This window comes from Rhizobium grahamii CCGE 502 (assembly GCF_000298315.2).
GTDB lineage: Bacteria > Pseudomonadota > Alphaproteobacteria > Rhizobiales > Rhizobiaceae > Rhizobium > Rhizobium grahamii.
Genome location: NZ_AEYE02000035.1, coordinates 381,589 through 395,804, shown reverse-complemented (window position 1 = coordinate 395,804; position 14,216 = coordinate 381,589). Strand labels below are relative to the sequence as shown.

Annotated in this window: 12 protein-coding genes; 9 read left to right on the top strand and 3 right to left on the bottom strand. The window is 57.1% G+C overall.

Features of this window, described 5'->3' with window-relative positions:
- Positions 1-9: 9 nt before the first annotated feature.
- Entirely contained in the window at positions 10-3,717 is a 3,708-nt protein-coding gene (gene putA / locus RGCCGE502_RS29230; RefSeq protein WP_016557835.1) for a trifunctional transcriptional regulator/proline dehydrogenase/L-glutamate gamma-semialdehyde dehydrogenase, read from the top strand.
- 169 nt (positions 3,718-3,886) lie between these two features.
- On the opposite strand, the gene RGCCGE502_RS29225 is transcribed toward putA, so the two are convergent.
- Positions 3,887-4,177, bottom strand: a complete 291-nt coding sequence (locus tag RGCCGE502_RS29225) for an ArsR/SmtB family transcription factor (RefSeq protein ID WP_016557834.1) — start codon at positions 4,175-4,177, stop codon at positions 3,887-3,889.
- Between the two features lie 323 nt (positions 4,178-4,500).
- On the opposite strand from RGCCGE502_RS29225, the gene RGCCGE502_RS29220 reads away from it, so the two are divergent.
- Entirely contained in the window at positions 4,501-5,334 is an 834-nt protein-coding gene (locus tag RGCCGE502_RS29220) for an FkbM family methyltransferase (protein WP_016557833.1), read from the top strand.
- Between the two features lie 148 nt (positions 5,335-5,482).
- Here the strand turns inward: RGCCGE502_RS29220 and RGCCGE502_RS37590 are convergent, their stop codons facing one another.
- Both RGCCGE502_RS37590 and RGCCGE502_RS29215 read right to left on the bottom strand, forming a co-directional pair.
- Positions 5,483-5,659, bottom strand: a complete 177-nt coding sequence (locus RGCCGE502_RS37590; RefSeq protein WP_019280361.1) for a hypothetical protein — start codon at positions 5,657-5,659, stop codon at positions 5,483-5,485.
- 44 nt (positions 5,660-5,703) lie between these two features.
- Entirely contained in the window at positions 5,704-6,807 is a 1,104-nt protein-coding gene (locus RGCCGE502_RS29215; protein ID WP_016557832.1) for a LacI family DNA-binding transcriptional regulator, read from the bottom strand.
- A gap of 247 nt (positions 6,808-7,054) precedes the next feature.
- Between RGCCGE502_RS29215 and RGCCGE502_RS29210 the strand changes: the two genes are divergently transcribed.
- The 7 genes from RGCCGE502_RS29210 to RGCCGE502_RS29180 all read left to right on the top strand — a co-directional run bounded on the left by RGCCGE502_RS29210 (position 7,055) and on the right by RGCCGE502_RS29180 (position 14,166).
- Positions 7,055-8,029 carry a substrate-binding domain-containing protein gene (locus RGCCGE502_RS29210; protein ID WP_016557831.1) on the top strand — a complete coding sequence of 325 codons (975 nt, stop codon included), beginning with the start codon at positions 7,055-7,057 and terminating at the stop codon, positions 8,027-8,029.
- A 116-nt stretch (positions 8,030-8,145) separates the two neighbouring features.
- Entirely contained in the window at positions 8,146-9,636 is a 1,491-nt protein-coding gene (locus tag RGCCGE502_RS29205; protein WP_016557830.1) for a sugar ABC transporter ATP-binding protein, read from the top strand.
- Positions 9,629-10,642 carry an ABC transporter permease gene (locus tag RGCCGE502_RS29200; RefSeq protein ID WP_016557829.1) on the top strand — a complete coding sequence of 338 codons (1,014 nt, stop codon included), beginning with the start codon at positions 9,629-9,631 and terminating at the stop codon, positions 10,640-10,642. Before RGCCGE502_RS29205 ends, RGCCGE502_RS29200 begins: the two co-directional genes overlap by 8 nt.
- Positions 10,642-11,637 carry an ABC transporter permease gene (locus RGCCGE502_RS29195; RefSeq protein ID WP_016557828.1) on the top strand — a complete coding sequence of 332 codons (996 nt, stop codon included), beginning with the start codon at positions 10,642-10,644 and terminating at the stop codon, positions 11,635-11,637. Before RGCCGE502_RS29200 ends, RGCCGE502_RS29195 begins: the two co-directional genes overlap by 1 nt.
- Positions 11,638-11,640: 3 nt before the next feature.
- Complete coding sequence (locus tag RGCCGE502_RS29190) at positions 11,641-12,501, top strand: sugar phosphate isomerase/epimerase family protein (RefSeq protein ID WP_040675847.1); 861 nt, start codon at positions 11,641-11,643, stop codon at positions 12,499-12,501.
- Between the two features lie 30 nt (positions 12,502-12,531).
- Positions 12,532-13,179 (top strand): nucleoside triphosphate hydrolase, encoded by a 648-nt coding sequence (locus RGCCGE502_RS29185; protein ID WP_016557826.1) that lies wholly within the window; start codon positions 12,532-12,534, stop codon positions 13,177-13,179.
- Between the two features lie 117 nt (positions 13,180-13,296).
- A complete protein-coding gene (locus RGCCGE502_RS29180) occupies positions 13,297-14,166 on the top strand; it encodes a D-psicose 3-epimerase (protein ID WP_016557825.1) in 870 nt (289 codons plus the stop codon).
- Positions 14,167-14,216: the final 50 nt, after the last annotated feature.

Sequence of the window (14,216 nt, the reverse complement as noted above, 5' to 3'; positions counted from 1 at the left end):
AGCACAGACATGGCGATCACCAGCGAGACGGTGGCGAGCAACATCAATAGCCCAATGACTGATGGGGCGAATCCGTTTGACGGTTTTGCACCGGCAGTGCGACCGCAAAGCGATTTGCGACGCGCGATCACTGCGGCGTACCGCACGCCGGAAACCGTCTGCGTTCCGGCCCTCGTTGAAGCTGCCGTGCTACCGGAAAAAGTCAGGCAGGGGGCGACGAAGACTGCCCGTGGGCTTATTGAGGCACTCCGTGCGAAGCATAAGGGAACGGGTGTTGAAGGCCTCGTGCACGAATATTCCCTGTCGAGCCAGGAGGGCGTCGCGCTGATGTGCCTTGCTGAAGCCTTGCTTCGCATTCCTGATACGGCCACCCGGGATGCCTTGATCCGGGACAAGATTGCCGAGGGCGATTGGAAGTCGCACCTCGGCGGCGGCCGTTCCCTCTTCGTCAATGCGGCAACCTGGGGACTGGTGGTTACCGGCAAGCTCACAGCGACAGTCAACGATCGTAACCTCTCGGCGGCGCTCACTCGACTGATCGCGCGTTGCGGCGAGCCGGTCATTAGACGCGGCGTCGACATGGCGATGCGAATGATGGGCGAGCAGTTTGTCACCGGCGAAAACATCGATGAGGCGTTGCAACGGGCAAAGCCACTCGAACAGCGCGGCTTCCGTTACTCCTATGACATGCTAGGGGAGGCGGCGACGACAGGCGCGGACGCCGATCGGTACTACAAAGACTATGAAGCAGCGATCCATGCAATCGGCAAGGCGTCAGACCGGCGTGGTATCTATGAGGGGCCCGGCATCTCGATCAAGCTTTCCGCGTTGCATCCGCGCTATTCTAGAGCGCAGAGCGCAAGGGTCGTGAGCGAGCTGCTGCCGAAGGTGAAGACGCTCGCCTTGATTGCCAAGTCCTATGATATCGGCCTGAACATCGATGCCGAGGAGGCGGATCGGCTCGAATTGTCGCTGGATATCCTTGAGACGCTGTGCCTCGACGAAGATCTCTCGGGTTGGAACGGCATGGGTTTCGTTGTCCAGGCCTATGGCAAACGCTGTCCGGTCGTGCTCGATTTTATCATTGATCTTGCCCGTCGCGCAGGTCGCCGCATCATGGTTCGCCTCGTCAAGGGGGCGTATTGGGATGCTGAAATCAAGCGGGCTCAACTTGACGGCCTCGAAGACTTTCCCGTCTTTACCCGAAAAATTTACACCGACGTGTCATATGTGGCCTGCGCAAAGAAGCTTTTGGCCGCACCAGACGCGGTCTTCCCCCAGTTCGCAACGCACAATGCCCAGACGCTTGCCGTCATCTATCACATGGCCGGTTCAGACTTCCATGTCGGGAAGTACGAGTTTCAATGCCTTCATGGCATGGGAGAACCGCTTTACGACGAAGTTGTCGGTCGTCAGAATCTCAACCGCCCATGCCGCATCTACGCGCCTGTCGGTACTCATGAAACCCTGCTCGCCTATCTCGTGCGTCGCCTTCTCGAGAATGGCGCAAATTCCTCGTTCGTGAACCGGATCGCCGATCCTTACGTGTCGGTTGAAGACCTCGTTGCCGATCCAGTCGACATTGTCGCCAGGATGCAAATACCCGGTATGAAACATGACAAGATAGCTTTACCCGGCGACCTCTATGGCACACGCAGAAATTCCGCTGGTATCGACGTCTCCAACGAAACCTCTCTTGAAGAATTAACTGAAGCCCTGAAGGGCAGCGCAACGGTACTTTGGAAAGCCGCGCCAACCCATGAAAAAGGCGCAGCGCCAACGCGGGACGTCGTCAATCCGGCCGACGGGAGAGACATTGTCGGGGTTGTACGCGAGGCAACGATCGAAGAGGCCGGTGCGGCGGCGGCAATTGCACTCCAAGCTGGGGCATCCTGGGCCGCGGTATCGCCGGCAGAGCGGGCGGCTCGCCTCGAGCGCGCAGCCGACGACATGCAGGCGAAAATGGAAACCTTGCTGGGTCTCATTATTCGCGAAGCCGGGAAATCATTGTTGAATGCCGTCGCGGAGGTCCGCGAGGCGGTCGACTTCTTGCGGTACTATGCAGAACAGACGCGCCGCACCCTTGGCCCCTCTCATGCTCCGCTTGGTCCCGTGGTGTGCATTAGTCCGTGGAACTTTCCATTGGCCATCTTTACCGGGCAGGTCGCTGCTGCCCTTGTCGCCGGCAACCCGGTTTTGGCCAAGCCTGCGGAAGAAACGCCGTTGATCGCGGCCGAAGCAATTCGAATCCTGCACGGAGCCGGCATTCCGACCGACGTCCTTCAGTTGGTTCCAGGAGATGGAAGGGTAGGGGCGGCATTGGTTACAGCTCCTGAAGCCGCAGCCGTGATGTTCACAGGTTCGACAGAGGTTGCGCGAATTATTCAGGCAGAGCTCGCTAAGCGACTCTCCAAGGAAGGGAGGCCGATACCGTTCATTGCCGAGACCGGTGGACAGAATGCCATGATCGTCGACTCATCAGCGCTGGCCGAACAAGTCGTCGGGGATGTCATTGCTTCGGCATTCGACAGTGCCGGGCAGCGCTGCTCCGCACTCCGCGTCCTTTGCCTGCAGGAGGACATCGCCGATCGCACCTTGGTGATGCTGAAAGGGGCGTTGCAAGAGCTATCCATCGCCAACACCAATCGCCTCTCTACGGACATAGGTCCGGTGATTACTGCGGAGGCCAAGGACATTATCGAGACGCACGTAGAGGCTATGCGTGGCGCCGGCTGCAACGTCGAACGCGTGAATTTGTCACAAGCGACGCAAATGGGAACGTTTGTAGCCCCCACCATCATCGAGATCAGCAAGATCTCGCAACTGAAGCGTGAGGTGTTCGGTCCGGTCTTGCATGTTATTCGATGGCGGCGCCAAGACCTCGGTCGCCTGATCGATGAGATAAATGCGACGGGTTACGGTCTGACATTCGGACTCCATACGCGGCTCGATGAAACGATCGCAAATGTGACTACTCAGGTGAAGGCAGGAAATATTTACGTCAATCGCAATGTCATTGGCGCGGTCGTCGGTGTCCAGCCCTTTGGCGGCCGTGGTCTGTCTGGGACCGGACCCAAGGCAGGTGGCCCTCTCTATCTCGGCCGATTGGTTTCATCTCCTCCCATTCCGCCGCAACACAGCTCGGTTTATAGCGATCCGTCTCTGCTGGACTTTGCCAAATGGCTGGAGCAGCAGGGTCTTTCTGAAGACGCGGAAATCGCGCGGCAACTTGGCGGCCAGTCCGCGCTGGGACTTCAAACGGAACTGCCTGGTCCGGTAGGCGAGCGCAATCTTTACGCACTTCACCCCCGCGGAAAGATTTTGTGCGCACCGTCGTCTCGCACGGGGCTCATCCGTCAAATCTCCGCTGTGCTTGCCACCGGCAACAGCGCGGTGATCGAGTGCGATGACAGCTTGCGTTCCACGTTCAAAGGACTTCCCGCCAGCGTCGGCTCGCGCATCGATTGGAAGGAAACGACCACGATCAATGAGCCGATGGCCGGAGCACTCATCGAGGGCGAAGACGACCGCGTTCTCGTGATGCTGTCGAAGATAGCGGCTATGCCAGGACCGTTGCTGTTGACGCAATCTGCGACGCCCGCACAAGTGAGGCACGATGTCGACGCCTACTGCCTGAATTGGCTTCTCGAAGAAGTGTCGACATCAATCAACACCGCCGCGGCAGGGGGCAACGCAAGCCTCATGTCGATCGGGTAAGACCAGCAACATCACCGGGATGCAAACCGATCCGCGTCGATGTCGATTGTGTCGACGACATCACGCGGGATCGGCGGACGCTTCTGCTCCGTTGCTGAGCAGGACCAATCCGACTGTGAAATCGCGAACGCAAGGCTTTCCAGTGCCGACTTCGTTGATGCCGACGGCCTCATCGGGCTCTCTTATAAAGGTCATCGACAGTTTCGAGGATCCTTCGAATGCCTTCGGGTGTTGTTGAATAGTAGACTGTCTGGGCGTCACGGCGGGTAGTTACCGCCTTGGCTTCACGGAACTTCGCAAGATGCTGCGAAAGCGACGACTGAGACAGACCGACCCTGTCGGCCAACACGCCGACGCTGACTTCCTCGCGCGAGATGAAGTATGCGATCAGCAGGCGCTTCTCATTGGCGAGAAGGGCAAGAAGCTTCGCCTTTTCGACGAAGGTAGCATCGTTACTCATTCCAATATCACCACAAATTGTTATAGGCTTTCAAGTTACCTAGACGTAAGATGGCGACGATGTTGTGGCGCGGAAGATGACATTTTAGACGGAATTGGCCGGGACGATGTGCGCAGGTTTTCTGAAATTCTTGAGGCACCGACGATCTGCCGCAATGTCAGAACCAAGCGCGAAAGCACAGTCTTGGGATTGACGTCCCCGTAAAAAACAAGCTGGGTTAAGACGTCATGGCCGCTAGTTATCATGCAATGTACGGCTCAGCACATCGCCAATATCAGCAAGCAAGACATTAACCTAACGGAACGCCACACGGGGCTCGGTGTATGTTCAATCCAACAAAGTTGGCACTCTCCGGGATGGCGGCCATTTTGAAAAGAGTGCAAGGCAATACATCTCTACAGACAATGTTGTTCAACGCGGTTCGGCTGAACCGACCACAGATCGCCGATTTGATCGTGAACGACGATGTGAGCTTCCTCAGTTATTGCCTGGCCAGGCGAGCGTGGTCCAGGGCGCAGATCCTGCAGGACTTGTGGGTTTGCTTCGAACTCTACGAGATGAGGGGCGGGTATTTTGTCGAGTTCGGCTCGACGAACGGCCTCAAGAACAGCAACACGTGGCTGCTTGAGACGAAGTTTGGGTGGTCTGGAATTCTAGCCGAGCCCAACCCAATCTGGCATTCCGAACTGGCATTGAACCGAATTGCTCACATCGACCACCGATGCGTCTCATCGAGGTCGGACACTACTGTGAAGTTCCTTGCGACCGATTTCTCCGATCCCGAATTGAGTTCGATCGTCGAATTCTCAGGGGATGATCATTTCTCCGAAATCCGAAGCCGTGGAACGGCGATCGAAGTCGATACAGTATCATTGGGCGACCTGTTGAATTCGTATGATGCGCCTGATGTCATAAACTACCTTTCCGTTGACACCGAGGGTAGCGAGTTGGACATTCTTTCTGCTTACGGGTTTGACCGACGCTTTGACCTCATTTCTGTCGAGAATAATCCAAAGACAGAGCAAATGATTGAGGAGCTTCTCCGCGGCAAAGGATATCGAAGAGTGTATCAGCAATTCTCGCAATGGGATGGCTGGTACGTGTCTAAGGAACTGCGGAAAAGGCAAACAATTGAAGTTGTTGCCCCGGCATCTTGACGCTGAGGTTCCGCGGATCTGTCAGTTCAGCGAACAGCTGCCACGATCAGTTGGAATTGCCGAAAAGCCAGCGCGCAGTTGTGAAAAGAGCCCGGCGGCTTATTCCCCAGGCCATAAGGCCCCGAAGTGCCCGGGCCCCTATTCGATCCTATTTCACGGTGGCGAGCTGACCACCAGTCACCGCCTCAGGAATACTCCATCGTGCCAAAAGGGGGATGAAACGGCTGAGGTTCGCGCCTGCAAAGAAGACGAAGGTGCTATTATGGTCCACGACACCCTTTGTCTCGGGTTCCGCTCCCTGATTGCCCAGATGTGCGTGGGTCATGCCATTGCCATCAGCATAGCTGCGGGTTCTAAGGCGTGGGCTGTCTAGCACAGTTCAACGTCGATTAGGCCTGTCCGATCGGAGGTGGGCGATGGATCTATTATCGCGTCGAGAGGTCCCTCAAGCGCCGTGCGCGGGGGCACGAGCTGCGGTTCGATCATGATGATCTGCGGTTCCGTATCGTCGTCCTCTAGCAAGTCGAACCCACGATCGAGCATCTCCGAAACATTTGGCCTGATCATGTAAACAGGGAAGGGAAGGAACGACCCGAACGGATCGTAGTCGAAGCAACCCACCACGATATCGCCGAAGGCCTCACCATCGTGACGTCCCATGAAACGTAAGAGTCCCTCGAAATTGATCGAGGAATTTACGAAGAAGCAACGTGGCAGCCTGCCATGTTTCTCATAGAAGCGCTCGAAGGCGAGGGCGGTCATGCCCGGTGAATATCCAGTGGTCTCAATGTCGTCCTTCGGGACATCACCCCCGAGGATAGATTGCTTTACCGCATGGAAACCGATCACTCGGTCATGGCTTGCGTGGTCGTCACGCCCACCGAATAAAAACACGTCTTCGGGAGAGAGTGGTCCAATCCCCTCGGCATGCCGAATGATAGCAGTCGTCAGTGCCTCCGCCCCCTGCCGGTTGTCCGAGATGATCGAAGGCGCGCATTTGCCTGGCAAGTCAATATTCACATGCGGCACACCTGCCTGGAGGCAGACTTGATGAACGCCGTCTGGATCCGTCGCGCCGGCAACGAAGAGCGAATCGATCGAGTACGCGATCAGAGATTCTACCGTTCGACGTTCCTCCTCCGGGTCGCGCCGTCCTGAAACAACCATGGGGACCAGCCCGCGCTGGCGCGCTTTCGCTTCAAAGGTCTGAGCCATCGATGAGAAGAACCGGGTGTCGTAGACAGGCAGGAGCAGCCCGGTAAGGCCGGATCGCGAGCTTCTCAACGCACGGGCCTGCAGGTTTGCCGTATAGCGGTGCGCTTTGGCCAGTGTCATGATCTTGTCAGCAGTCTCCTCGGAAATGCGCCGCTTGCGCCATGTGCCATTGAGAACCGCGCTGACGGTTGATGGCGACGCGCCGGACACGACAGAAAGATCGTAAATCGTTGCTTTTTTTTGCTCTCTTTCCGACATCCTGCGAATCTCCTCAGCGCGCTTCATTATCTAGAACAATCGGACCACTTGACGAAAGGCTTTTTGATGTTAAGGTTAGTGCACCATCGATTGTGCAAGATAGCAAGAACGGTTGTGCAACCAGATGGGCGCTTTGAGGAAAGCGGCAAGGGAGGAGGTTCTGTCATGGAGCCGAACACGCTTAGCACACAGGCATAGGGCTCGTGTGGCGCATCTCCTTTGTCAGTTGTTTGGAGGAGAGAAATCCATGAAGAGAATGCTCGCAATCACGCTCGGCCTCTCGCTGACGCTTCTTGCATCCACTGCATTCGCAGGGCCTAAGATCGGTGTCGTCGTCAAGATCGGCGGTATCCCGTGGTTCAATGCCATGGAAGCCGGTATCAAGGAGCAGAGCACAAAGCTCGGTGTCGAAGGCTTCATGGTCGGTCCGACCAGCGCCGATCCGGCTCTTCAGGTTCGCGCTATCGAAGACCTCATTGCACAAAAGGTTGATTACATCGGAGTGGTTCCGAACGACGCCAAGGTCTTGGAACCGGTTCTCAAGAAGGCCCAGGAAGCCGGTATCAAGGTCATCACGCATGAATCGCCCAAGCAGGTCGGTGCTGACTGGGACTTCGAGCTTGCTTCTGCCAAGGGCTTCGGTGAAGCGCATGGCAAGCTCCTGGCGGAGAAGATGGGTGGCAAGGGTTCCTACGCGGTCTTCGTTGGATCGCTGACTGTGCCGCTGCACAATGCCTGGGCCGACGCAGCTATCGCCTATATCAAGGCAAACTATCCTGAGATGAAGCTTGTGGGCGACCGCTACGGCGTTGCTGAAGACGTGGACAAGAGCCGCTCGACCGCTCTCGACCTCATGGCCGCAAACGCCGACCTCAAAGGCTTCTTGGCATTCGGATCACAGGGTCCCATCGGGGCAGGCCGCGCTGTCGAAGAGCGTCGCAAAGACGGAAAAGTGTTCGTCATTGGGCCGTTCTCGCCAGGACAGGGCGCAAAGCTCATCAAGTCGGGTGCTCTCACCGGCGGGTTCATGTGGAATCCCAAGCAGGCCGGCGAGGTCTTCGTGACCCTAGCTGATCGTATCTCCAAGGGCCAGGAGCCGAAGGCGGGCGATGACATCGAGGGTCTTGGAAAAATCAATCCAGAAGGCAATACGATCGTTGTGGATCAGCTTTTGGCGATCAACAAGGAAAGCATCGACAAGTTGGTGGGCATGGGCCTTTAACCTCCCGAGGCCTCAGCCTGGGGTCGCGAGGAGCTTGCTCCACGCGGCCCACCCCTTGAGATTTACTGGCACCTGCGCACTCCGCCGATTTGGGCGGCTGATCAGGGAGATACGCTATGAGCGCTAAAACGCTTCTCTCACTCAGGAATATCAAAGTTACCTTTGGCGGGGTGCGGGCACTGAAAGGTGTTTCGTTCGAGGTCAATCCCGGCGAGGTTCATTGCCTCGCAGGAGAAAACGGCTGCGGCAAGAGCACGCTGATCAAAGTGATCACCGGCGTTTACAAGCCGCAGGATGGCGCTGAGTTCTTTTTCGACGACCAGCCCATTACTGCGATGACACCGGCGCTAGCGCAATCGCTTGGCATTCAGGTCATCTGGCAGGACCTCGCGCTCTTCCCAGAGATGACGGTCGCCGAAAACATCGGATTTCAATACGCGGTCAACGGCAAATACGGCCTCGTCGACAAGAGGAAGATTGAAGACGCGGCCGAAAACGCCCTTGCCCGGCTGGGCGTCACCATCGATGCCCACCTGCCGCTCAAGGAATTGCCGATCGCACAACGTCAAATCGTGGCGATTGCGCGCGCGCTCGTCGGTGAGGCCCGCCTTGTGTTCATGGACGAGCCAACTGCGTCGCTGACCCAATCCGAGACTGACTATCTTATCGACATCGTCCGCAACCTGTCTGCATCCGGTGTCGCAGTCGTATTCGTATCGCATCGCCTTGCGGAGGTGCTGGAAATTTCTAATCGGATTACTGTCCTCCGCGATGGCGCGCTGGTCGGCGTTTACCCTGTCGAAGGGATGACCCAGTCGCGAGTGACTGAACTCATGACGGGCCGCAACTTCGACAACACCGTGATCGCCAACGATCATGACCAAAAACCAATTGTGCTTTCCGTTCGCGGACTTACCCGAGCTGGGGAGTTCGAGAATATCGCATTTGATCTTCGACGAGGTGAAACGCTTGGTATTACCGGCCTGCTCGGTGCGGGGCGGACGGAGCTGGCGCTTACCCTTTTCGGAATGCATCGTCCGCACGCAGGGGAGATCACAATCGAGGGAGAGCGCGTGAGTTACGGCTCCAATCGGGACGCCATTCGCGCGGGCGTTGCCTATCTTTCGGAAGACCGGCTTTCGCTTGGCCTTAACCAGCCGCAGTCAATCGCCGACAACCTCGTCATGGCATCCCTCGATAAACTTCTGTCGGGCGGTATGATCTCTCCAGCCAAGAAAGCCAGCGTCGTCGACCACTGGATTTCGGCACTCGGCGTCAAGATTGGGACGCCCGATGATCCCATTCGGACGCTGTCTGGTGGTAATCAGCAGCGTGTCGCGATCGCCAAGTGGCTGGCTATTGGCCCGAAGATTCTCATCCTCGATGCTCCGACAGTCGGGGTCGATGTTGGTGCCCGGGCAGGCATCTTCGAAATCGTACGCCAGCTGGCAACCCAGGGTCTGGCTATCATTCTGATCTCCGACGAGCCGCCGGAGGTCTATTTCAACGCCGACCGCATCATTCACATGGTGGAAGGCAAAATTCACGCGACCTACGACCCGCGAAGTGTATCGCTCGCCGAACTGGAGGCTGCCGTCTATGCGTAGGCTGATCCTTGGACACACGACAGAGTTCACGCTTCTGGCGGTCATGATCGTTCTTTGCGGGGGCCTGTCATTTCAGACAGATCGGTTTCTTACTGCCTCGAACGCGTTTGATGTGCTGAACGTCTCGGCCGTCAACATCATCTTTGCCGTCGGATTACTCGTTGTCCTGATTTCAGGTGGGATCGACATCTCATTCGCCGTGGCCGCGTCTGTCGTCCAATACATCACTGCACTGGCCCTAGGTGCACTGGGCGGCGGGAACTGGGCCGAAGCGTTCATTATCGCTGGAGCTATCGGGATCGGGTTGGGTCTGATCAACGCCGCCTTAGTTTACCGCCTGAACATAATCTCGATTGTCGCGACAATCTCGACCTTCAACATCTTCTTCGGGCTCCTGATGTTCTTCACCAAGGGCGTCTCGATCTACGACTTGCCTGAATGGCTGACCACCCGCGTGGTGTTCTTTGAACACGAGATGGCTGACGGCTCTTGGGTTGAGCTTACCCTGCCTGTCGTCGTCATGGTCCTCTGCTGCGTTGCCACGTGGTTCATGATTTCCCGGACGACGATCGGGCGACAGCTCTACGCGTTTGGCGACAACCCGGAAGGAGCGCGTCGCTTCGGCATCAACATCGGAGCCATGCATTACATCTCGTTCGGGTGGCTGGGTCTTATGGCAGGTATCGGCGGTCTGATGCAGGCCCACTACGCCGAAGAAGTCGTTCCTAACGCGCTTTACGGTCGTGAACTCGACGTCCTTGCCGCCACTGTCCTCGGCGGCGCACGGCTCGGCGGCGGTAAGGGATCAGTTATCGGGTGCGTACTCGGTGTTCTGATGGTTTCAATCACGCAGAACGGCCTGAATTTGATGGGTGTCTCGCCATTCGCATTCAAAATGATCGTTGGCGCGATCATTCTCATCGCCATAACGCTCTCATCGGCACGCATCGACAAGCTTCTGCCGTTCCTTGCAAAGAGCAACGCCAGACGGGGGAGAGCACGCTGATGAAAGCGATCGCTCAGAAGTTTAGCTCCACCTTCGGTGCGGATATGACAGGTCCCGCCATCGCCTTCCTCGCGGTGATGGTCATCTTCGGTCTTGCAGCAAACAATTTCATCTCGGCCGCAACGTTCGGATCGGTCGCATTCCAGCTTCCGGAGCTAGGACTGCTGACGCTCGCCATGCTGCTCCCGCTCCTGACAGGCGGCATCAATTTGTCCGTCACGTTCACCGCCAATCTGTCGGGTCTCGCGGCAGCTTGGGTAATGCAAATTTACGGTGGCGTCGACGCATCCCCGTCTGCGTTCTTGGTTGGGGTCCTTGCCGCCCTTGTCACCGGTGGTGCCGCGGGTCTGATGACGGGGGCTGCCATCGCCTACACAAGAGCGCACCCGATCCTCGTGACGTTGTCGATGATGATCTTCTTGCGCGGCTTGGGCGAGTTCCTCACTCGGGGCGGTGACGTATCGGGCTTCCCGAGCTTCATTGCGCCGATCGGACACGGTGAGATTTTTGGGCTGCCGATCCCGCTCTTGATCTTCATTGTATGTGTCGGGCTGTGGCAACTCCTGCTGACGCGCTTCAAGCTAGGTTTCGGCCTGCTGATGATCGGCTCCAACATCGATGCGGCCCGCTATTCCGGTCTGAATACGCGTCGCATTCTCGTCCTCGTCTACACGCTGTCTGGAGTGATGTGCGCCGTCGCCGGCGTGATCATGCTCGCGAGGTTCAATTCGGTACGCGTCGGGCACGGTGAATCCTATCTGCTGATTACGGTACTTGCCGCATTCCTTGGAGGCATCAATCCCTTCGGTGGTTTCGGACGAGTTTTGCCGGTTTTCGTCGCACTCATCGTGCTCCAGCTTTTGTCCTCGGGTCTTAATTTGATGGGAGCGAACCAACATTTGGCTACCGCGCTATGGGGCGTACTGATGATTGTCGTCATGGCCGCGAGAACCATGGCTTCGGCCTATATGGCCGCACGCAGAAAGAAGGGATGAATCTTGCAGGGTTTCGGAATTCACGCAAGCATGTGGACAATGAACTGGAACCGCGCAGGGGCGGAGCGGGCCATTGGCGGTGCAAAGAAGTATCAGCTCGGGTTCATCGAAATTCCGTTGATCGATGCGCCCTCGGTAGACGCCGGGCACACTCGCGCGGTTTTGGAGGAGAACAACATCAGAGCGGCATGTTCACTCGTGCTTCCCGAGGCAGCGTGGGCATCGAGACGACCCGATGCAGCTACCCTTCACTTGGAGATCGCAATCGACAAGGCCGCCGAAATGGGCGCTGAGGCACTCACCGGCGTCACCTTTGGCGGCACTAATGAACGAACTGGCTCATTGCCAACTCAAGCCGAGTACGACAACCTTTCCCGTGCCCTCGAGGCGGCAGCGAGACGAGCTAAGTCCAAGGGCATCCAGCTCGGTGTCGAAGCCGTGAACCGCTACGAAAACCATCTCGTCAACACCGCGGAGCAAGCGGTTGCGCTGGTCGAGCGGATTGGCATGGACAACGTCTTCGTCCATCTGGACACCTTCCACATGAACATCGAGGAGAAGGGCGCCGCCAACGGCATTCTCGCCGCACGCGATCACCTCAAGTACATGCACATGTCTGAGAGCGATCGTGGCACCCCGGGTGCGGGTAATGTCCCATGGGATTCGATATTCGTTGCCCTTTCGGCAATTGGCTTTAAGGGCGCTTTAGTCCTTGAGAGCTTTGTCAGCATGCCGCGCGAAATGGCCGGCGACATATCAACTTGGCGTCCGGTTGCCCGCGACGAAGAGGAGGTCATGGGAAGCGGTCTCTCGTTTCTGCGTGGCAAGGCAGCGCAATACGGAATGCAGGGCTTCGTCGCATAGTCCGCCAGTCCGATAGAAGGGAGGAATTCCTTGAGCAAGATCGATGAAAGCGCGAGTGAAATCGCCAAGGTCGCTGCTGAGCGGCTATCCGAGAGTAGCGGCAAGAGGGTCTTGATTGGCATATCGGGCGCACCTGGGTCGGGCAAGTCCACCGTCGCTCAAAAGGTGGTCCAGGCGCTCAACTCGGTCCACGGTTGTAATGCCGCCCTGTTCACCATGGATGGCTATCACTACGATGACGTCGTCTTGGAACAGATGGGCCGGCGGCCGTTTAAGGGGGCCATCGACACCTTCGACGCACATGGGTTTCGTCGGATGCTCGAGCGGCTCAAGGCAAATGAAGACGACGTCATCGCCGTCCCGGTGTTTGATCGTTCGATCGAAATCGCCCGTGCTGGTGGAAGTCTGATCCCGCAATCAACAGACATCATTGTCTGCGAAGGGAATTACCTTCTTTCCCGCCAAGCTCCATGGGACAGGCTCAAAGCCATTTTCGACTTCACGGTCTTCGTGGACGTCAGCGAGGGCAATTTACGGAAGCGACTACAGGATCGCTGGAAGTCCTTTGGGCTCGGTCCACAGGAAATCAATCGCAAGGTCGAAGAGAACGATCTGCCGAACGGTCTTGCCATCATATCGGGCAGCGCTGAGCCCGACAGACGCATCGACAACAACTAATTCGCCAAGACGGACCGAAGGCCTTTCGGTTCGCCGCTATTCGGCTTGAGGTCGCGCACCATTGCGTCTCGCCCAACAAGCCGCCACCAACACAGCTGAAACCTCAAGGAGGCTCTTATGAAACACGGAATCTACTACTCCTACTGGGAGCATGAATGGAGCGCGAAGTTTGGCCCGTACGTCGAAAAGGTGGCAAAGCTTGGGTTCGACGTTATCGAAGTCGCCGCGCATCACATCAACGAATACAGCGACGCGGACCTCGCGGCGATCAAGCAGAGCGCGAGAGATAACGGTATCATTCTGACCGCGGGGATCGGTCCTTCCAGGGCCAAAAATCTGTCGTCGCCCGACAGCACGGTACGGGCTGCTGGCAAAGCGTTTTTCGAGCAGACGCTCACCAACGTAGCCAAGCTTGACATCAAGACGATCGGAGGTGCACTCCACTCTTATTGGCCAGTGGATTACACACAGCCAGTCGATAAAGTCGGCGATCGGGCCCGTGGTGTCGAGGGGATTTACGGCATTGCCGACTTTGCGAACGACTTAGGTATAAACCTTTGCATCGAGGTGTTGAACCGGTTCGAGAACCATGTTCTGAACACTGCCGCTGAGGGCGTTGCCTTCGTAAATGACGTCGGCAAGTCAAATGTTAAGGTGATGCTCGACACCTTCCACATGAATATCGAGGAAGATAGTTTCGGCGATGCTATCCGCACCGCTGGCCCGTTGTTGGGTCATTTCCACACTGGAGAAAGCAATCGCCGCGTACCGGGGAAAGGCAGAATACCCTGGCACGAGGTGGGTCTTGCGCTTCGCAAAATACACTACACCGGTGTTGTTGTGATGGAGCCATTCGTCAAGACCGGCGGCACGATTGGCTCTGATATCCGGGTCTGGCGTGATCTGACAGATGGCGCTGACGAAGCCAAGATGGACGAGGATGCGCGAAATTCTCTCGCGTTTTCGCGATTTGTGCTTGGCGGTTGATCGAGGCGGCGTCATCGCGGCCGACACACGACCAAAGCGGGATCCCCCGC

Excerpts from the sequence above, each read along its gene's own strand:
- RGCCGE502_RS29180 (WP_016557825.1), top strand. The coding sequence starts at position 13,297 with ATGAAACACGGAATCTACTACTCCTACTGGGAGCATGAATGGAGCGCG.
- RGCCGE502_RS29215 (WP_016557832.1), bottom strand. The coding sequence starts at position 6,807 with ATGTCGGAAAGAGAGCAAAAAAAAGCAACGATTTACGATCTTTCTGTC.
- RGCCGE502_RS29220 (WP_016557833.1), top strand. The coding sequence starts at position 4,501 with ATGTTCAATCCAACAAAGTTGGCACTCTCCGGGATGGCGGCCATTTTG.
- RGCCGE502_RS29200 (WP_016557829.1), top strand. The coding sequence starts at position 9,629 with ATGCGTAGGCTGATCCTTGGACACACGACAGAGTTCACGCTTCTGGCG.
- RGCCGE502_RS29210 (WP_016557831.1), top strand. The coding sequence starts at position 7,055 with ATGAAGAGAATGCTCGCAATCACGCTCGGCCTCTCGCTGACGCTTCTT.
- putA (WP_016557835.1), top strand. The coding sequence starts at position 10 with ATGGCGATCACCAGCGAGACGGTGGCGAGCAACATCAATAGCCCAATG.
- RGCCGE502_RS29225 (WP_016557834.1), bottom strand. The coding sequence starts at position 4,177 with ATGAGTAACGATGCTACCTTCGTCGAAAAGGCGAAGCTTCTTGCCCTT.
- RGCCGE502_RS29205 (WP_016557830.1), top strand. The coding sequence starts at position 8,146 with ATGAGCGCTAAAACGCTTCTCTCACTCAGGAATATCAAAGTTACCTTT.
- RGCCGE502_RS37590 (WP_019280361.1), bottom strand. The coding sequence starts at position 5,659 with ATGACCCACGCACATCTGGGCAATCAGGGAGCGGAACCCGAGACAAAG.
- RGCCGE502_RS29195 (WP_016557828.1), top strand. The coding sequence starts at position 10,642 with ATGAAAGCGATCGCTCAGAAGTTTAGCTCCACCTTCGGTGCGGATATG.